The 18,564-nt window shown below is 70.4% G+C and carries 15 protein-coding genes and 1 pseudogene; 3 read left to right on the top strand and 13 right to left on the bottom strand.

The genetic code is table 11. The features are described 5' to 3' along the window. A partial coding sequence (locus IZR01_RS37800) for an alpha/beta fold hydrolase (RefSeq protein ID WP_228561055.1) occupies positions 1-790 on the top strand: 790 nt, incomplete at its 5' end. A 171-nt stretch (positions 791-961) separates the two neighbouring features. Here the strand turns inward: IZR01_RS37800 and IZR01_RS37795 are convergent. The 13 genes and pseudogenes from IZR01_RS37795 to uvrA form a co-directional block, all read right to left on the bottom strand. Next, entirely contained in the window at positions 962-1,780 is an 819-nt protein-coding gene (locus IZR01_RS37795) for a MerR family transcriptional regulator (protein WP_194926652.1), read from the bottom strand. A gap of 183 nt (positions 1,781-1,963) precedes the next feature. Next, positions 1,964-2,209, bottom strand: a complete 246-nt coding sequence (gene secG / locus IZR01_RS37790) for a preprotein translocase subunit SecG (protein WP_194897199.1) — start codon at positions 2,207-2,209, stop codon at positions 1,964-1,966. Between the two features lie 86 nt (positions 2,210-2,295). After that, positions 2,296-3,102 carry a triose-phosphate isomerase gene (tpiA, locus tag IZR01_RS37785; protein ID WP_194926651.1) on the bottom strand — a complete coding sequence of 269 codons (807 nt, stop codon included), beginning with the start codon at positions 3,100-3,102 and terminating at the stop codon, positions 2,296-2,298. Positions 3,103-3,108: 6 nt separating this feature from the next. After that, a complete protein-coding gene (locus IZR01_RS37780; RefSeq protein ID WP_194926650.1) occupies positions 3,109-4,302 on the bottom strand; it encodes a phosphoglycerate kinase in 1,194 nt (397 codons plus the stop codon). 87 nt (positions 4,303-4,389) lie between these two features. Further along, on the bottom strand, positions 4,390-5,415 hold the full coding sequence (gene gap / locus IZR01_RS37775) for a type I glyceraldehyde-3-phosphate dehydrogenase (protein ID WP_194897196.1): 1,026 nt from the start codon (positions 5,413-5,415) through the stop codon (positions 4,390-4,392). A 319-nt stretch (positions 5,416-5,734) separates the two neighbouring features. Then, positions 5,735-6,685 (bottom strand): annotated as a pseudogene (gene whiA, locus IZR01_RS37770) (DNA-binding protein WhiA); the annotation flags it as partial. 262 nt (positions 6,686-6,947) lie between these two features. Next, positions 6,948-7,832: an SGNH/GDSL hydrolase family protein gene (locus tag IZR01_RS37765; RefSeq protein ID WP_194897194.1), complete on the bottom strand. Its 885-nt coding sequence runs from the start codon at positions 7,830-7,832 to the stop codon at positions 6,948-6,950. A gap of 177 nt (positions 7,833-8,009) precedes the next feature. Then, positions 8,010-9,257 carry a gluconeogenesis factor YvcK family protein gene (locus tag IZR01_RS37760; protein WP_323746537.1) on the bottom strand — a complete coding sequence of 416 codons (1,248 nt, stop codon included), beginning with the start codon at positions 9,255-9,257 and terminating at the stop codon, positions 8,010-8,012. A gap of 44 nt (positions 9,258-9,301) precedes the next feature. Beyond that, entirely contained in the window at positions 9,302-10,279 is a 978-nt protein-coding gene (gene rapZ, locus IZR01_RS37755; protein WP_194926649.1) for an RNase adapter RapZ, read from the bottom strand. A gap of 5 nt (positions 10,280-10,284) precedes the next feature. Continuing rightward, a complete protein-coding gene (uvrC, locus tag IZR01_RS37750) occupies positions 10,285-12,294 on the bottom strand; it encodes an excinuclease ABC subunit UvrC (RefSeq protein ID WP_194926648.1) in 2,010 nt (669 codons plus the stop codon). A 105-nt stretch (positions 12,295-12,399) separates the two neighbouring features. After that, on the bottom strand, positions 12,400-12,975 hold the full coding sequence (locus IZR01_RS37745; RefSeq protein ID WP_194897191.1) for a hypothetical protein: 576 nt from the start codon (positions 12,973-12,975) through the stop codon (positions 12,400-12,402). 189 nt (positions 12,976-13,164) lie between these two features. After that, a complete protein-coding gene (locus IZR01_RS37740; RefSeq protein ID WP_194926647.1) occupies positions 13,165-13,623 on the bottom strand; it encodes a Rieske (2Fe-2S) protein in 459 nt (152 codons plus the stop codon). 205 nt (positions 13,624-13,828) lie between these two features. Beyond that, positions 13,829-16,918 (bottom strand): excinuclease ABC subunit UvrA, encoded by a 3,090-nt coding sequence (uvrA, locus tag IZR01_RS37735; protein ID WP_194926646.1) that lies wholly within the window; start codon positions 16,916-16,918, stop codon positions 13,829-13,831. 149 nt (positions 16,919-17,067) lie between these two features. Between uvrA and IZR01_RS37730 the strand changes: the two genes are divergently transcribed. Both IZR01_RS37730 and IZR01_RS37725 read left to right on the top strand, forming a co-directional pair. After that, positions 17,068-17,838 (top strand): maleylpyruvate isomerase family mycothiol-dependent enzyme, encoded by a 771-nt coding sequence (locus IZR01_RS37730; RefSeq protein WP_194926645.1) that lies wholly within the window; start codon positions 17,068-17,070, stop codon positions 17,836-17,838. Positions 17,839-17,956: 118 nt separating this feature from the next. After that, positions 17,957-18,564: MBL fold metallo-hydrolase (locus tag IZR01_RS37725; protein WP_194900162.1), on the top strand; the 608-nt coding region annotated here is incomplete at its 3' end.

Below are 18,564 nucleotides of genomic sequence, written 5' to 3'. Positions count from 1 at the left end.
CACCAGGTATACGCTCCGGCACATGCCCGCACCCGAACCCGCAGTGTCCTACTTCCCCGCTCCTGACAGCACGCGCCTCGCCTACCGCGAGGTCGGCGAAGGCAGACCCCTGATCCTGCTCCACGGTGCCCTCGGAAACGGCACCCAGTGGCTGCACCACGGCCACGCCGAGGCGTTCGCCGCCCGTGGCCACCGCGTGATCCTGCCTGACTTCCGGGGCCACGGCAGTAGTGCCAAGCCGCAGGACGCCGCCTTCTACCCGGCCGACGTCCTGGCTGACGACACCTTCGCGCTGCTGAAGCATCTCGGTCTCGAGGACTACGATCTCGGCGGCTACTCGCTCGGCGCCCGTATCGTGATCCGGCTCCTGGTGCGAGGCGCTGCCCCGGGGCGTGCGGTGGCCGGGGGGCAGGGGATGCAGCAGGTGCTGGGTTTCGGTGGTGGGGTGGGCAGGATGCTGCGGCGGATCGTGGATGCGACCGAGCCGTTCGAGCCCGGGTCGCCGGATGAGCGTTTCGCCAGCTGGTTCCGTTCCGGGGACCAGGATCCTGTGGCGTTGCTGCACGTCTTGGAGTCGCTGGCCCCGACGCCTGCGGAAGACCTCGCGCGGGTCCAGGTGCCGACGTTGGTGGTGATGGGCACCGAGGATGAGCGGGCCGAGTCAGTAGACGCGCTGGTCGCGGCTCTGCCCCGGGCGACCAAGGTGTCCGTGCCCGGCAATCACGAACAGGCCGCTGGTAGTCCGGAGTTCTTGGCCGCGATGCTGGAGTTCCTCGGCGACGGCGACTGATCGAGGCGGCGGGTCAGCCGGGTGGAAGTGGAAGTGGAAGTCCCCGGAGCACACGCATCCAACAACCCGACCGCACATGACCGGCGCGGCGAGTCAACACGGCAGGTGAGCACGGCAAGTGAGCACGGCAGGTCAGCACGGCAGGTCAGCACGGCAGGTCAGCGCAGCAAGTCACCCAATCGCCCCCGCCGCAGCCCGCGCACAGTTCGCGACGATCGCGTCGTGAACATACCGCGACAACCCCGCCACCATCTCGTCGTAGTTACGCCCGCTCCGCCGATTGGCTCGGTAGTGCTCGGCCAGCTCGCGGTGGGCCTCGTGGCCGCAGTCGTGGAACCACTGATCGGTGTGCAGCCGAAGCTGCTCCGCCAGTTCCATCGCCGCCGGGTCCGTGGCCGGGACGCCCCGCGCCATGGCGTCGGCCAAGCTTTGGTTGATGGCCGCCAGTTCGGTCCGCAGGCGCTGCCAGTCCTGTTCGCCGTAGCGCGCGGTGCGGCGTTGCCGCTCTGTGTGTTCGGGAGTGTCGCCCCACTGCTGCCGGGTCTGTTCGGCGTGGTCCAGCAGCCGGTCCAGGAAGCGGCCCTCGCCGAACACCGCGCGCCGCTCGGCCGGGGTCAAAGCGATTCCGGCGGCCCGGGCTGCCAGCTCCTTGTCGATCAGTGCCAGCATCTCGCGGTAGCGGGAGATGTGCTGCTCGGTCAGCTCACGCTGGCGTCGCAGGTGGTCCTCGTCGGTGGCCTCGGTGTCGCCCAGGATCGAGGCGATATCGCCGAGGTCCAGTCCCAGCTCCCGGTAGAAGGCGACGCGCTGGAGCATCGCCAAGTCAGCTGCTGTGTACAGCCGGTAACCGCCGGCACTGCGGCTGCTGGGCCGGGCCAGCCCGATCTCGTCGTAATAGCGCAGCGTCCGCACCGACAACCCGGCCAGTTCGGCGGCGCTGCCCACCGTGTACTCGTCGTCCATGGCGTCCATGGCGTCTACGTCGTCCATGCGTCCACTGTGAGCCCTCACGCGATGTGAGGGTCAAGCCGCGACGCCCGACAAGACAAGACGCGCTGCCCGACGCGCCACCCGACGCACCGCCGACCAAAAAGTCGCCCAAAAAAAGGCGCCCGCCCGGAATCAAGTCCGGTCGGACGCCCGCAGATCCATGAATCTGCCCTGGTGCCGCGCCTAGAAGTTGTGCTTGTACATCAACCCGAGGGCCACGATGCAGGTGATCCAGACGATCGACAGGACGACGCTGATCCGGTCCAGGTTCCGTTCCACCACCGAGGAGCCCTGCAGGCCGCCGGACACGCCGCCGCCGAACATGTCGGACAGGCCACCGCCCTTACCCTTGTGCAGGAGCACCGACATGATGAGCAACAAGCTGGTCAAGGCCAGGATTGCAGCGACGATCCACTGGTAAAGAGTCACTTCGGCGGTCCACTCGCTTTTCGGATAAGGACAGGGACGGGATGCCAGAGCACCCCGCCCCATACCTTACGCAATGGAACCGGTGCTCAGCCAGCGGCAACGGTGGGCTGTGTCTTGCCAAAATCCCGGAAACGCACGATCCGCGTGAAATCGGCCGCGTCCAGTGACGCCCCGCCGACCAGCGCGCCGTCGATGTCCGGCTGCGCCATCAGCTCGGCGGCGTTGGCGCCCTTCACCGAGCCGCCGTACAGGATCCGCGTGTTCGCCGCGACGCTCTCGTCGAACAGCACGGCCAGCTCGGCGCGGATCGCCCCGCACACCTCCTGCGCGTCCTCCGGGGTCGCGACCTCGCCGGTGCCGATCGCCCAGACCGGCTCGTAGGCGATGACCGAGGCCTGGACCTGCTCGGCGGTCAGTCCGGCGACCGAGCCGCGGGTCTGCTGCACGCAGTGGTCGACGTGCACGCCTTGCTTGCGGACGTCCAGGTGCTCGCCGACGCAGACGATCGGCGTGATCCCGTGCTTGCGGGCGGCCACGGCCTTGGCCGCGACCAGCGCGTCGGTCTCGCCGTGGTACTGCCGGCGCTCGGAGTGCCCGACCACCACGTACTGGCAGTCCAGCTTGGCCAACATCGGCGCGGAGATGTCACCGGTGTAGGCGCCCTTGGGGTGCTCGGAGACGTCCTGCGCGCCGTACTGGATCCGCAGCTTGTCGCCCTGCACCAGGGTCTGGACCGAGCGGATGTCGGTGAACGGGACCAGGACCGCGACGTCGACCGCGTCGTAGTCCTTGTCGTTCAGCGAGAACGCCAGCTCCTGGACGTGCTTCATCGCCTCCAGGTGGTTGAGGTTCATCTTCCAGTTGCCGGCCATCAGCGGCTTACGCTCAGCCATGAAGAATCAGTTCCCTTCCTCGAGGACGTCCAGACCCGGCAGCTTCTTGCCCTCCAGGTATTCCAGGCTCGCCCCGCCACCGGTGGAGATGTGGCCGAACGAGGACTCGTCGAAGCCCAGCTGGCGCACCGCGGCGGCCGAGTCGCCGCCGCCGACCACGGTGAACGCGCCGGAGTCGATCAGGCCCTGGGCGACGGCGCGGGTGCCGCCGGCATACGGCTCCATCTCGAACACGCCCATCGGGCCGTTCCAGAACACGGTCCTGGCGTGCGAGAGCTTGTTGGCGAACAGCTTCCCGGACTCCGGGCCGATGTCCAGGCCCAGCCGGTCGGCCGGGATCTCCGAGGCCGAGACCACCTCGTGGTCGGCGCTGGCGGAGAACTCGGTGGCCGCGATGATGTCGACCGGCAGCACGAACTCCACGCCGCGCTCGGCCGCGCGCCGCAGGTAGCCGCGCACCGTCTCGATCTGGTCCTCCTCCAGCAGCGACCGGCCGACCTCGTAGCCCTGCGCCTTCAGGAAGGTGAAGACCATGCCGCCGCCGACCAGGATGCTGTCGGCCCGCTCCAGCAGCTTCGCGATGACCGCGAGCTTGTCGGAGACCTTCGAGCCGCCCAGGACGACGGCGTAGGGGCGGGCGACGTCCTCGGTGAGCTTCTTCAGCACCGCGAGCTCGGCCTGGATCAGCAGACCGGCGCCGGCCGGCAGGAGCTTGGCGATGTCGTAGACCGAGGCGTGCTTGCGGTGCACCGCGCCGAAGCCGTCGGAGACGAACACCTCGGCCAGGGCGGCGAGCTCGGCGGCGAACGCGCCGCGGGCGGCGTCGTCCTTGGCCGTCTCGCCGGCGTTGAAGCGGACGTTCTCCAGCAGCACCACCGAGCGCTCCGGCATCGCGGCCACGGCGGCCTGCGCCGAGGGGCCGACGGTGTCGGTGGCGAAGGTGACCGGGACGTCCAGCAGCTCGCCGAGCCGCTTGGCCACCGGGGCCAGGCTGTACTTCGGGTCCGGCTCGCCCTTGGGGCGGCCCAGGTGCGCCGTGATGATCACCTTGGCGCCCTTGTCCAGCAGCGCGTTGATGGTCGGGACCGAGGCCCGGATCCGGCCGTCGTCGGTGATGCGCGCCCCGTCCAGCGGGACGTTCAGGTCCGAGCGCAGCAGGACCTTCTTACCGGCGACTTCGAGGTCGTCGAGGGTCTTCATAGATTCTTCTTCTTTCAACGAAGAACCCGCACGAGCCCGGAGACGGGACTCGTGCGGGCACGGGTTCTTAGGTGCGGCTACGTGCGGCTACAGCGAGGCGCCGACGTAAGCGACCAGGTCGACGAGGCGGTTGGAGTAACCCCACTCGTTGTCGTACCAGCCGACGACCTTCACCTGGTTGCCGTTGGCCATCGTCAGCTTGCTGTCGAAGATGCAGCTGTGCGGGTCGGTGACGATGTCGCGGGAGACGATCTCGTCCTCGGTGTACTTCAGGAAGCCCTTGAGCGGACCGGTCTCGGCGGCCTTCTTGAACGCCGCGTTGATCTCCTCCTTGGAGGTCTGCCGGCCCAGGTCCACCGTCAGGTCGGTGACCGAGCCGGTCGGCACCGGCACCCGCATCGCGAAGCCGTCGAGCTTGCCCTTGACCTCCGGGATGACCAGGCCGATGGCCTTGGCCGCGCCGGTGGAGGTGGGGATGATCGACTGCGGGGCGCTGCGGGCGCGGCGCAGGTCGATGGTGCCCTTGCGGGTCAGCGCGATCTGGTCGAGCAGCTGCTGCTCGGTGGTGTAGGCGTGGACCGTGGTCATGTAGCCGCGCTCGATGCCGAACTCGTCGAGCAGGACCTTGACCAGCGGGGCCAGGCAGTTCGTGGTGCAGGAGGCGTTGGAGATGATGGCGTGGTTCGCCGCGTCGTACTTGTCCTGGTTGACGCCCATCACGATGGTGACGTCGTCATTGGTGGCGGGCGCGGAGATGATGACCTTCTTGGCCCCGGCCTCGATGTGCTTGCGCGCGTCGTCGCCGTTGGTGAACAGGCCGGTGGACTCCACGACCACGTCCACGCCGAGTTCCTTCCACGGCAGCGCCGCGGGGTCGCGCTCGGAGAGCACCTTGATGGTCCTGCCGTTGACGACGAGCTCGCCGTCGGTGGCCTCGATGGTGCCGTCGAACCGGCCCAGGATCGAGTCGTACTTCAGGAAATGCGCCAGGATCGGGGCGGCAGCGAGGTCGTTGATCCCCACGACCTCGACGTCAGCACCCGAGGCGACGATCGCGTGGAAGAAGTTGCGGCCGATACGGCCGAATCCGTTGATGCCTACCCGGACGGTCACTGTCGCAGGGTTCCCTTCAGGTTGCCGGGCGCCTTGTTCACACCCGGACGGAAGTCGACGCATACCATGACGATTCGCTGGCTAGTCCAGATGCGAACCGCGCACGATCACGAGCCTATCGCGAACCCGGGGAAGACATCGCACCCGGCCCGACCTGCGAGACGATCGCAGAATCCGTACTCGTCGGTAGGTCGTCGGACGTCTGAGCGACCGGCTCGACGGAGAAGGCCCCGGCCTGCGCCGGGAGGCCCAGGCGCGGTCCGGCCGACTCCTCCCGCAGCGAAACGGACTGGAGTCCGTATGCCTGTGCGGGGGGAACGTCGGTCCCGTCCACCCCCAACTCGAACGCCCGGCGGTCGGCCATTGCCAACAGCCGGCGGATCCGCCCGGCGATGGCGTCCTTGGTCAGCGGCGGGTCGGCCAGCGTGCCCAGCTCCTCCAGCGAGGCCTGCTTGTGGTCCAGGCGCAGCCGGCCGGCGGCGGCCAGGTGCTCGGGAGCGTCCTCGCCCAGGATGTCCAGCGCCCGCGAGACCCGGGCCCCGGCCGCGACCGCCGCGCGGGCGCTGCGGCGCAGATTGGCGTCGTCGAAATTGGCCAGCCGGTTGGCGGTGGCCCGCACCTCGCGCCGCATCCGCCGCTCCTCCCAGGCCAGCACCGCCTCGTGGGCGCCGAGCCGGGTGAGCAGCGCGCTGATCGCGTCGCCGTCGCGCAGCACCACCCGATCGCTGCCGCGCACCTCGCGGTGCTTGGCGCCGGGGATGCCGAGCCGGCGCGCGGCCCCGGCCAGCGCGATCGCCGACTCCATGTTCGGGCAGTTGATCTCCAGCGCCGAGCTGCGGCCGGGCTCGGTGAGGCTGCCGTGGGCCAGGAAGGCCCCGCGCCACACCGCCTCGCAGTCGCACAGCGGGCCGTTGACCAGGTAGGGCGGTAACCCGAAGGCCGGGCGCCCCTGCCCGTCGACCATCCCGATCTGCCGGGCCATCGCCTCCCCGCCGGCGCTCACCCGCAGCTGGTAGCGGTGCCCGCGGCGCAAGCCCCCGGGCGACTGGATGAGCAGCTCGGCGCGGTGCGAGTAGACCTCCCAGATGTCCTTGCGCAGCCGCCGGGCGGCGGCCCCGGTGTCGAGCTCGGCCTCGATGGCGATCCGCCCCGAGACGATGTGCAGGGAGCCGCCGTACCGGAACACCGAGGCCACCTCGGCCTTGCGACAGCAGGGCTTGGTCACCGCCAGGCGGCTCAGCTCGTCCTTGACCGCCGCCGTCATCGCCATCGCGCCGCTACCCCTTTTTCGCCTGTCCTCGCAGCTCAGAGTGCCGAGCTGGAACCGTTCTGCGTTGCCGGTCCACCCTAGCCAACGCACACCGGCGCCGGGTGCTTCCGCGAGCGGCATTCACGAGGTTGGATGACGCTCGTTCGGCCTAACGGGGCAAGGGCGCCGCGATATGCGGGTCGGGTCTTATGGGATAGACGGTGCGGGGACGGTCGGTGGTTCCGCCGCTTGGAGCGGGCCCGGCCACCGACCGGCGCGCGCTTCAGCTGCCCAGCCGCCCGGCGATCATGTTCGCGACCGCCTGCTGCCCGGCCGGGTTCGGATGCACCGGAGCGGCGGGCTGGGCCGGGATCACCGGCTCCACCCACCGGGTCCAGGGCAACTGACAGGCATCGCGCCCGGTCACGCCGTTCGGGTTCACGCTCAGCGCCCCGTTCTGCGCGGCCTCCCGCGCCAGCATGTCGTTCAGCTGCTGCTGGATCCCGTGCAGCCACGGCACGTCGCCGACCGCGACCGGCACGCTGGGCCAGCAGCCGCCGCCGGCCGGCAGGACCGGCAGGTAGCCGACGACCACGACCGTGGCGTGCGGCGCGCGCTGGTGGATCCCCCGCAGCACGTTCTGGATGGTCGGCGCCAGCGCGTCGATCCGGGCCGCGAGCTGGTCGGTGCCGCCGGAGGTGAAGTGCTGGTGGCACGGGTCGCCGAAGACGTTGGACACCGACAGCTCGCCGCAGGTCGTCACGATGTCGCCGAACCCGATGTCGTTCCCGCCGATGCCGACGGTCACCAGGTCGGTGTCCGGGGTCAGGGAGTCGAACTGCGCCGGGTTGGTGCCGCCGAGGACCGACTGCGGGCCGGTCATGTCGGCGGTGACGGCGCCGCCGCAGGAGGCGTCGGCCAGGGTGCCGATGTGCAGTTCGGCGGCCAGGTCGTGTGGGAAGTTCACGCTGCTGCGGAAGCACCCCAGCGGCCCGCCGGCCGATTCCAGCAGGTTGCCGACCGCGGTGTAGGAGTCCCCGAGCGCCACGTACTTGTGGAACCCGGCGGCGCTGGCCTGGGCCGGTGCCGTGACCGTGGCGGCGGCCGCGGCGGCGAGCGCCAAGGCGGCGGAGAAGACAGTCCTGCGGAGTTTCGGCGAGCGCGGCATGGCAGACCCCTCATAAGACTGGTAAGCACCGATGGTTACCGACCAGTCAGTATGCTGCGCCACACCCACCGTGACAATCACTCTGAAGGGTGGTCAGAGTGCTGTGAAAGATGGTCAAGGCACTCTGAAGGGTGGGCAGGGCACTGTGAAGGGTGATCAGGGCATCGCGAAGGGTGATCAGTGCCCGGCGAACACGCCCCGGAAAGCCCGCGCCAGCAAAGCGTGGTCGTGCCGCGGGCTCTTGTCCCCGGCCCGATAGGGAGCGGCCAGCGGAGCCAGCACCACTCGCGCCCCGAGCGCGGCCGCCGCCTTCTCCAACGGCCCGTGCACCCGCGGCGCCCCGCACGACATCTCGTCGGCCAGCACCAGATCCAGGCGCAGGCCCGGGCAGTGGTCGGCGAGCACCTCGATGTGCTGCTCGGCGGAGAACCCGTCGGTCTCGCCGGGCTGCGGCGAGAGGTTGAAGACCAGCAGCTTGCGCGCGGAGGTCTCGGCCAGCGCCGCCGAAAGCTCGGGCACCAGCAGGTGCGGGATGACGCTGGTGAACCAGGAGCCCGGCCCCAGCACCGTCCAGTCGGCGGCCCGGATCGCGGCCGCGGCCTCGGGCGCGGCCGGCGGCTCCGGCGGGCTCAGCCGCACCGAGAGCACCCGGCCCGGCGTCACCGCCAGCTCGTGCTGTCCGCGGATCACCCCGGTGGCCCCGGGATCGGCCGGGTCGGCGCCGGCCACCAGCGCCTCGATCTCCAGCGGCACCGTCGACATCGGCAGGACCCTGCCCCGCGCGCCGAGCAGCCGCCCGACCCAGTCCAGGGCCCGCACCGGATCGCCGAGCCGCTCCCACAGCGCGGCGATGAGCAGGTTGCCGACCGCGTGCCCGTGCAGCCCGCCCTCGGCCGGGCCGCCGAAGCGGTGTTGCAGCACGTCGGCCCAGGTGCGGCCCCACTCGTCGTCGCCGCACAGCGCGGCCAGCGCCATCCGCAGGTCGCCGGGCGGCAGGCCGCCGAGTTCGCGGCGGATGCGGCCGGAGGAGCCGCCGTTGTCGGCGACGGTGACGACCGCGGTCAGGGCGTCGGTGACGGTGCGCAGCGCGGCCAGGGTCGCGGACAGGCCGTGGCCGCCGCCCAGGGCGACGACGCGCGGCGCCGGCCGGCCGTCGGAGGCGTTGTTGAACGCCTTGAACTCCACGGTCGGGGCGTCCTCCAGGGCCGGCTCCGCCCAGTTCGCCGCGGCGGCCGCGGCGCCGACCATCGGCACCTGAGCCGTCGGGGCACCGGAATCAGCCGACGATGCCCCCGATGCCGCCACGGCGAACGGGCTCGCCGAACCGCCGGCCACCGCCCCGGCGCCGTACATCGGCCCCGGTGCCTGCATCCGCGGAGCCGGTGTCTCCGGCCGGAACAGGTTTCCCGAGATGGTCGGAACCACCTCGTTCTTTATGACCCGCCTGGATGCCGCCCGATCAGCGGCCGTCACTCGCGACCCATGTCGCGGTGCACGACCACGGTGTCCACGCCCTCGGCGGACAGCCGCGCGGCGATCTGCTCCGACATCGCGACGCTGCGGTGCTTGCCGCCGGTGCAGCCGATCGCCAGGGTCATGTAGCGCTTGCCCTCGCGGCGGTATCCCTCGGTGATGATATTCAGTACCTCCGCGTACCGGTCGAGGAACTCCTTGGCCCCGTGCTGGGACAGCACGTACCCGCTCACCTCAGGGTCCTGACCCGTGCGCGGACGGAGCTCGGGCACCCAGTGCGGGTTTGGCAAGAACCGTACATCCGCGACGAGGTCGGCGTCGACGGGCAGCCCGTACTTGAATCCGAAACTCATCACGGTGGCCCGCAGCGGCACGTCGTCGGAGTCGCCGAACGCGGACTCGATCGCGGTGCGCAGCTCGTGCACGTTGCGCGCCGAGGTGTCGATCACCAGGTCGGCCTCGCCGCGCAGCTCGCGCAGCAGCTCCCGCTCGCGCTCGATCCCGTCGGTGACCCGGCCCTCGCCCTGCAGCGGGTGCGGCCGGCGCACGCCCTCATACCGGCGCACCAGCACGTCGTCCTCGGACTCCAGGAACACGATGCGGTGGTTCAGCCCGGCCGAGTCCAGCTCGTCCAGGGTGCTGCGCAGGGTGTCGAAGAACGCCCGGCCGCGCACGTCCACCACGAAGGCCAGCCGGTCGGTGCTGCGCGATTCGCGCATCACCAGGTCCACCATCGGCGCGATCAGCGTCGGCGCCAGGTTGTCCACGACATACCAGCCGAGGTCTTCGAAAATCTTGGCTGCGGTGGAGCGGCCGGCCCCGGACATGCCGGTGACGATCACCAGCTCCGGCGCATGCGGGCCGTCCGGCGCCGCCTCGGATCCGTCAGCGTCGTCGGCGAGGCCCTGCGGCTCCGTCTGGACCTGTTCCGGTTCCTGCTGCGCGTCCTGCTCGCCCGGTCTGTTCTCCCTCACGCCCGTCACTCCTCGTCCGGCCCGGTCCTGCTCTCTCCCCCCTCCAGGATCTCACCTGTTGCGGCGTTCACCGCACGACTTGCCGGAAGCTCTGCCAGCGCCGAGTGGATCTGTAGGGCGGTGGCAGGGCCGATACCAGGCACTTCGGCGATTTCTGCCACTTGGGCCGCACGCAGTTTGCGTAAAGTTCCGAAGTGCGCCAACAGCGCTTTGCGCCGTACTTCCCCCAGGCCCGGCACATCGTCCAGCGCGCTGGCCACCATCGACTTGGAACGCTTCTGCCGGTGGAAGGCGATGCCGAAGCGGTGCGCCTCGTCCCGGACCCGTTGCAGCAGGTACAGGCCCTCCGAGCTGCGCGGGAGCAGGACCGGGTCGTCATCGTCGGGCAGCCAGACCTCCTCCAGACGCTTGGCCAGCCCGACCAGCGTGACGTCGCTGATCTCCAGGTCGGCCAGGGCCCGCGCGGCCGCCGCGACCTGCGGCTGGCCGCCGTCGACCACCACCAGTTGGGGCGGGTAGGCGAACTTCTTGCGCTCCCCTGTTCCTGCATTTAGATAAGACTCAGCGTCGATCAGCTTCTCTTCCTCCTGCTCCTTGAGGAAGGCCTTGAAGCGGCGGGTGATCACCTCGTGCATGTTGCGGACGTCGTCGTTGGTGGCGCCGTTCTCGTCCGAGCCCTTGATCGTGAACCGGCGGTATTCGCTCTTGCGCGGCAGGCCGTCCTCGAAGACCACCATGGAGGCCACCACGTTGGTGCCCTGAAGGTGGGAGATGTCATAGCACTCGATGCGCAGCGGGGCCTGGTCCATGCCGATCGCCTCGGCCAGTTCCCCCAAGGCCACCGAGCGCGTGGTGAGGTCCGAGGCCCGGCGGGTCTTGTGCAGCACGAGGGCCTGCTTGGCGTTCTGCGCGACGGTCTCCATCAGCGCGGCCTTGTCCCCGCGCTTGGGGACCCGGACCTCGACCTTGGCGCCGCGCCGCTCGGCCAGCCACTCCGTTATGGCCTCCAGGCTGCCGGGCAGCTCCGGGACCAGGATCTCGCGCGGCACGGTCTCGGTGTCCACGCCCTGCTCGCCCTGTTCGGAGCCGTAGAGCTGCTGCATGAAGTGCTCGACCAGGCCGGCGGTGTCGACGTCCTCGACCCGGTCCACGACCCAGCCGCGCTGCCCGCGGATCCGCCCGCCGCGCACGTGGAACACCTGGACCGCGGCCTCCAGCGAGTCCTCGGCCAGCGCGATGACGTCGGCGTCGGTGCCGTCGCCGAGCACGACGGCGTTCTTCTCCAGGGTCTGCCGCAAGGCCTGGAGGTCGTCGCGCAGTCGCGCCGCCTTCTCGAACTCCAGGTCCTTCGCAGCCTCCTTCATCTCCTCTTCCAGACCCTTGATGTACCGGTCGGTGCGGCCGGCCATGAAGGTGACGAAGTCCTCGACGATCTCCCGGTGCTCCTCGGCGCTGACCCGGCCGACGCACGGCGCCGAGCACTTGCCGATGTAGCCGAGTAAGCACGGCCGGCCGGTCTGCGCGGCGCGCTTGAAGACGCCGGAGGAGCAGGTGCGGATCGGGAAGACGCGCAGCAGCGAGTCCAGCGTCTCCCGGATCGCCCAGGCGTGGGAGTAGGGGCCGAAGTACCGGACGCCGGTGCGCTTGGGACCGCGCATGACCTGCGCGCGGGGGTACTCCTCGCCGACCGTGACGGCCAGGCTCGGGTAGGACTTGTCGTCCCGGTACTTGACGTTGAAGCGCGGCTCGAACTGCTTGATCCAGGTGTACTCCAGCTGGAGCGCCTCGACCTCGGTGCTGACCGTCGTCCACTCCACGGCGGCCGCGGTGGTGACCATGGTCTGGGTGCGGACGTGCAGGTTGGCCAGGTCCTGGAAGTAGCTGCTCAGCCGCGAGCGCAGGTTCTTGGCCTTGCCGACGTAGATCACCCGACCGTGCGGGTCGCGGAATTTGTAGACGCCGGGCGAGGTCGGGATCTCGCCGGTCTTCGGGCGATAGGTTGCCGGGTCTGCCACAGGGAAAGCCTACGCGGCCGGGGGGACACGCCGGGATGGCCGGGGCATGTCCCGGCCATCCCCTCCCTCGCGGGCCATCCCTTCCCTTGCGGCCCGCCGGCCCGGCTACAGGCAGACCGGCTCGGTGACGAACTGCGTGCTGCCCTCGCTCAGCACGCCGACGACGCAGCGCGCGGCCGGCGCGAGCGGCGCGACCGGCTGGGAGTAGGGCCACGCGAAGGTGTTCTCGCTCTGCGCGCCCAGGACGAAGGCGCCGTTGTCGTCGTCCCCGCCGCCCTTGACCGCGCCCTTGGCGTCCGCCCAGCGCCAGTGGAAGCGCAGGCTGCTGGCCTGCGGCCCGTCCACCTTGATGTAGCTGTCGCGGACCATGCTCACGGTGCGCTTGGCCGGGTCGCCGCAGACCTCGACGACCAGGAGGTTCTTGCCGGCGGCGACGCGGCGCAGGCCCAGGCCCAGGTAGGTGCCGTAGCTGTGGCACAGGGTGATGGCCATCGGGGCCGCGACGGCGCCGGCGTCCTTGTGCGTGGGGCTGGTGGCGGTGGTCCGTTCGGCGCCGGAGCCCGGGCCGGCCGACGACCCGCCCGGACCGCCGCTCGCCGCCACCGGCCCGGCGCCGAGCAGCGCCGCCCCGATCAACGTCATCCCGACGGCGAAGACCCTGCGGAACCTGCGAATGCTCACTGTGGCGTTCTCCCTTGTCTGGTGGTCGGCGAGCACGATCACTAGGGGTATCGGTGCCCGCGCCGGGGCGCTGAAGACGAGGGGGTTCGCTCGATCAGGGGTAATGTCAGGATGTTTCTTTGTTAGCTGCGGCGATGGTCACGACTGCGCCCGGCCGTGGGGCGCGACCGGGCATAGGGCGGCAGAGCTTCACTTCGCCGAGCTGGTGACGTCCACGTTGGTCCCGTTGAGCGCGGCGTCCATCGGCGACAGCGGCCGGGTGGCCGGGCCGTTGATCACCGAGCCGTCCGTGGCGCTGAAGACCGATTGGTGGCAGGGGCAGACGATCCGGTTGTTCGTCACACCGCCGACCGTGCAGCCCTGGTGCGTGCAGATGGCGCTGAACGCCTTGTACTGCCCGGCCGTCGGCTGCGTCACCACGATGTTGTTGTTCTGGTCGACGAACCCGCCGCCGACCGGGACCGAGGAGGAGGCCACGGTGACCGTCCCGTTGACGGACGAGGAGCCCCCCGAACCCCCCGACGAGGAGTTGCTGCTCGCGCACGCCGCGACCGCCCCCACCCCGGCCACCGGCACCACGACGAATGCGGCGGCCTTCATGATGGACCGGCGGTCCGGCCCCGACTCGACCTCAAGATCTTCAGACATGGGCAGTAGTCCATCATGCCGGTCTGTGAGAACTCTCGACAGGGCCCCGGTAAGGGACCAAGCGCGGCAAAAAGCCCGCCGAGAAACACGCCGGGCCCGTGCCGACTGGCACGGGCCCGAGCGGATCGCCCTGTTCCGCGGATCACTCTGCCCCACGGTTCGCCCTGTTCCGCGAACCGCCCTGTTACTGAGAGCGGGCGCGGTCCTACTTCTTCGCCGCGGCCTTCTTGGCCGGCACCTTCTTAGCCGCCGGGGCCTTCTTGGCAGCCGGCGCCTTGGCCGGGGTGTTAGCCGGAGTCTTCTTCGCCGCGACCGCCTTCGCCCCTGCCGCCACGACGGCCTTCGGCGCGTTGCTCCGCTTCGCCGCCTCGATCGCCTCGGCGACCTTCGGCTTACGGGCCTGGGCCGCGGTCAGCGCGGCGGTGGCGGCGTTCGCCTCGCCGGTCAGGATCGGCACCAGGAACTGTCCGGTGTAGCTGGCCTCGACCTTCGCCACGTCCTCCGGCGTGCCCTGCGCGACCACGGTGCCGCCGCCCCGGCCGCCCTCCGGGCCCATGTCGACCAGCCAGTCGGCGGTCTTGATGACGTCCAGGTTGTGCTCGATCACGATCACCGAGTTGCCCTGGTCGACCAGCCGCTGGAGCACCCCGAGCAGCTTGTTGATGTCCTCGAAGTGCAGACCGGTGGTCGGCTCGTCCAGCACGTAGGCGGTCCGGCCGGTGGCCCGGCGCTTGAGCTCGGCGGCCAGCTTCACCCGCTGCGCCTCGCCGCCGGACAGCGTGGTCGCCGACTGGCCCAGCCGCACGTAGCCCAGGCCCACGTCGACCAGCGTCTGCATGTGCCGGGCGATCGCCGGGACCGCCTCGAAGAACTCCGCGGCCTGCTCGATCGGCATGTCCAGGACCTCGCCGATGTTCTTGCCCTTGAAATGGACCTCCAGCGTCTCCCGGTTGTAGCGCGCGCCGTGGCAGACCTCGCAGGGCACGTACACGTCCGGCAGGAAGTTCATCTCGATCTTGATGGTGCCGTCGCCCTGGCAGTTCTCGCAGCGGCCGCCCTTGACGTTGAACGAGAACCGGCCCGGCAGGTAGCCGCGGACCTTGGCCTCGGTGGTGTTCGCGAACAGCTTGCGGATGTGGTCGAACACGCCGGTGTAGGTGGCCGGGTTGGAGCGCGGGGTGCGGCCGATCGGCGACTGGTCGACGTGCACGACCTTGTCCAGCAGGTCCACGCCGTCCACCCGGGTGTGCCGGCCGGGCACGGTGCGCGCCCCGTTCAGCTCGCGGGCCAGCGTGGCGTACAGGATGTCGTTGACCAGCGTGGACTTGCCGGAGCCGGACACGCCGGTGACCGCGACGAACACCCCGAGCGGCAGGGCCACGTCGATGTCGCGCAGGTTGTTCTCCCGCGCGCCGCGCACCACCAGCCGACGCTTGGCGTCGATCGGCCGGCGCATCGCCGGGATCTCGATCCGGCGCCGCCCGGAGACGTACTGGCCGGTCAGCGAGTCCGCCGAGGCCAGCAGCTCCTCCACGGTGCCGGAGACCACGACCTGCCCGCCGTGCTCGCCGGCGCCGGGGCCGATGTCCACCACCCAGTCGGCGATGGCGATGGTGTCCTCGTCGTGCTCCACCACGATCAGGGTGTTGCCCAGGTCGCGCAGCCGGATCAGGGTCTCGATCAGCCGGTGGTTGTCCCGCTGGTGCAGGCCGATCGAGGGCTCGTCGAGCACGTAGAGCACGCCGGTCAGGCCCGAGCCGATCTGGGTGGCCAGCCGGATCCGCTGGGCCTCGCCGCCGGCCAGGGTGGCGCTGGCCCGGTCTAGCGACAGGTAGTCCAGGCCGACGTCGACCAGGAACTGCAAGCGCTCGTTGACCTCCTTGAGCACCCGGGCGGCGATCTGCGCCTCGCGGTCGCTGAGGACGAGCCCGCGCAGGTACTGCGCGCACTCGCCGACCGGCAGCGCGCAGATCTCGTCGATCGAGCGGCCGCCCTCGGTGCGCTCCCCGCCCAGGGTGACGGCGCGGATGACCGGCTTGAGCCGGGTGCCGTCGCAGGCCTCGCAGGGCACCTCGCGCATGTAGCCGGCCAGGCGATCGCGGGCGCTGTCGGTGTCCGCCTCGGCGTAGCGCCGGGTGACCCAGGGCTTGACGCCCTCGTAGGTGACCTCCCAGGAGCGCTTGGAGCCGTGCCGGTTGGTGTACCGGACGGTCAGCTTCTTCTTGTAGCCCTCCAGGATGATCTTCTGGGCCTTGGCCGGGATCTGCCGCCACGGGCTGTGGACGTCGAAACCGATCTCCTGGCCCAGCGAGTTCAGGATGTGGCCCCACCAGCTGGCGCCCATGCCCGTGGTCTGCCAGACCGTGATCGCGCCGTCGGCCAGGGCCTTGTCCGGGTCCGGGATCACCAGCTCGGTGTCCACCTCCAGCTTCACGCCCAGTCCCGAGCAGGTCGGGCAGGCGCCGAAGGGGGAGTTGAAGGAGAAGGAGCGCGGCTCCAGCTCCTCGAAGGAGAGGTCGTCGTAGACGCAGTACAGGTGCTCGGAGTACATGCGCTCGCGGTTCGGGTCGTCCTCGGCCAGGTCGACGAACTCCAGCGTGATCATGCCGCCGCCGAGCTGGAGCGCGGTCTCCACCGAGTCGGTCAGCCGGCGCTTGGCGCTGGCCTTGACCGAGAGCCGGTCCACCACCACCTCGATGGTGTGCTTCTCCTGCTTCTTCAGCGTCGGCGCCTCGGTCAGCTGCACCACGACGCCGTCCACCCGGGCCCGGCTGAAGCCCTTGGTCTGGAGCTCGGCGAACAGGTCGACGTACTCGCCCTTGCGCTCGCGCACCACCGGGGCCAGGACCTGGAAGCGGGTGCCCTCCTCCAACTCCAGCACCCGGTCCACGATCTGCTGCGGGCTCTGCCGGGCGATCGGGCGGCCGCAGACCGGGCAGTGCGGCCGGCCGGCGCGGGCGTAGAGCAGACGCAGGTAGTCGTACACCTCGGTGATGGTGCCCACGGTCGAGCGCGGGTTCTTCGAGGTCGACTTCTGGTCGATCGACACCGCCGGGGACAGCCCCTCGATGAAGTCGACGTCGGGCTTGTCCATCTGCCCGAGGAACTGGCGGGCGTACGCCGACAGCGACTCCACGTATCGCCGCTGGCCCTCGGCGAAGATCGTGTCGAACGCCAGGGAGGACTTGCCCGAGCCGGACAAGCCGGTGAACACGATGAGGGCGTCTCTGGGAAGATCCACCGAGACGTCCTTGAGGTTGTGCTCCCGCGCGCCGCGGACGATCAGCCGATCCACTAGTGAAACCTTCCTGGAGACATGACTCGCACTGATGCTAGACGGGGGCTCTGACAAGTTCCGGTTTCCGGCGCTCGCGCCGAATCCGACAGGCGATCGAAGCGTCATCTGTGTGGCACTGGGGCGGCCGGTACGGAAGAGTTACCGCTGTGACCGAATCACCCGCCATCCCCGCCTCCTTCGACGCCGCCGCGGACCTCGAGCAGATCACCGAGGCCACCGCGCACCTGCTGACCACCGTCGCCGAACTCACCGACGAGGAGCTGCGCCAGCCCTCACTGTGCGACGGCTGGACCCGGGGGCACGTACTGACGCACATCGCCCGCAACGCCGACGGCTTGTCCAACCTGCTCAACAGCGCGGCGACCGGTGAGGTCACGCCGATGTACGAATCCAACGACAAGCGCAACGCCGACATCGAGGCCGGCTCTTCCCGGCCGGTCGCCGAGCACCTGGCCGACCTGCGCGAATCCGCCGGACGGTTCGCCGAGGCCTTCGCCGGCGCGCAGGCCGCCGGCCACTGGGACACCCTGGTGTACCGCACCGTCGGGGCCGAGCCCATCAGCGCCTACGAGGTTCCCGGCAAGCGGCTCGGCGAGCTGCTGATCCACCACGTGGACCTGGACGCGGACTTCACCCCGGCGCACTGGTCGGACGCGTTCACCGACGACTGGTTCGCCAAAACCCTGGAGCGCTTCGGCAGCCGCGCCGACACCCCGGCCCTGCGGCTGGACGTCGAGGAGGAGGACACGGTCTACGGGGTGAAGGCCGACCCCGAGGACAAGGCCGTGGTCGTGGTGCGCGGGCCGAAGCGGGCTCTGCTGGGCTGGCTGCTGGGCCGGGCCTCCGGGGACGGGCTGGTCGCGGTGATCCCGGCCGGCGGCCGCGGGCCGCTGCCCAAGCTGCCGTCCTGGGGCTGAGGCAGAGGCAGGGGCTGAGGCCCGGCCTCTGGCAGGGGCTGAAGCCGGGGCTGAGGCAGAGGCTTCAGCCCCCGACCCGCCGGGGGCGAGAGCAGAAGGTCTGAAAGGAGCGCCCGAGATGACTTACCACGGCATCGTCCACGTCGGCGGCCCGCCGGCCGTGCACGAGCTCGCGCAGCTGATCGTCACCAAGATCGCGGTCGGCCCGAAGGCGGCCAACTGCTACCTGCTGCGCGACCGGGACAGCGGCGAGCAGGTGCTCATCGACGCCGCCGACGACGCCCCGGCGCTGATCCAGCTGGTCAACGGCTCGCTGGCGGCCGTCGTCACCACCCACCGGCACCGCGACCACTGGCGCGCGCTGGCCGAGGTGGCGGCCGCCACCGGCGCGGTGACGATGGCCGGCGCCTACGACGCGGGCGCGATCGACGTCCCGACCGCCGTGCCGTTGCTGGACGGGGACGAGATCCGGCTCGGGCGCTCCCTGCTGACCGCGATGCACCTGGCCGGCGACGCCCCGGGCGCGGTGGCGCTGCTGTACGACGACCCGAAGGGGCACCCGCACCTGTTCACCGGCGACTGCCTGTCGGGCTCCGAGCCGCACGGGCCGACCCCGGGCGAGCTGCTGACCGGGGCGCTGGCCGGGCTGCCCGACGAGACATGGGTGTATCCGGCGCGCGGGAACGACTCGACGTTGGGGGCGGAGCGGGCCGGGCTGGGGATTTA

The sequence above is a fragment of the Catenulispora pinisilvae genome, assembly GCF_015356865.1.
Classification (GTDB): domain Bacteria; phylum Actinomycetota; class Actinomycetes; order Streptomycetales; family Catenulisporaceae; genus Catenulispora; species Catenulispora pinisilvae.
The sequence above is the reverse complement of the archived record's forward strand: the minus strand, read 5'-3'. Positions and strand labels throughout refer to the sequence as shown.

Bases quoted from the DNA above. Each gene is read 5' to 3' on its own strand.
- tpiA (WP_194926651.1), bottom strand. From the start codon at position 3,102: ATGGCTGAGCGTAAGCCGCTGATGGCCGGCAACTGGAAGATGAACCTC.
- IZR01_RS37740 (WP_194926647.1), bottom strand. From the start codon at position 13,623: ATGTCTGAAGATCTTGAGGTCGAGTCGGGGCCGGACCGCCGGTCCATC.
- IZR01_RS37765 (WP_194897194.1), bottom strand. From the start codon at position 7,832: ATGCCGCGCTCGCCGAAACTCCGCAGGACTGTCTTCTCCGCCGCCTTG.
- IZR01_RS37795 (WP_194926652.1), bottom strand. From the start codon at position 1,780: ATGGACGACGTAGACGCCATGGACGCCATGGACGACGAGTACACGGTG.
- IZR01_RS37780 (WP_194926650.1), bottom strand. From the start codon at position 4,302: ATGAAGACCCTCGACGACCTCGAAGTCGCCGGTAAGAAGGTCCTGCTG.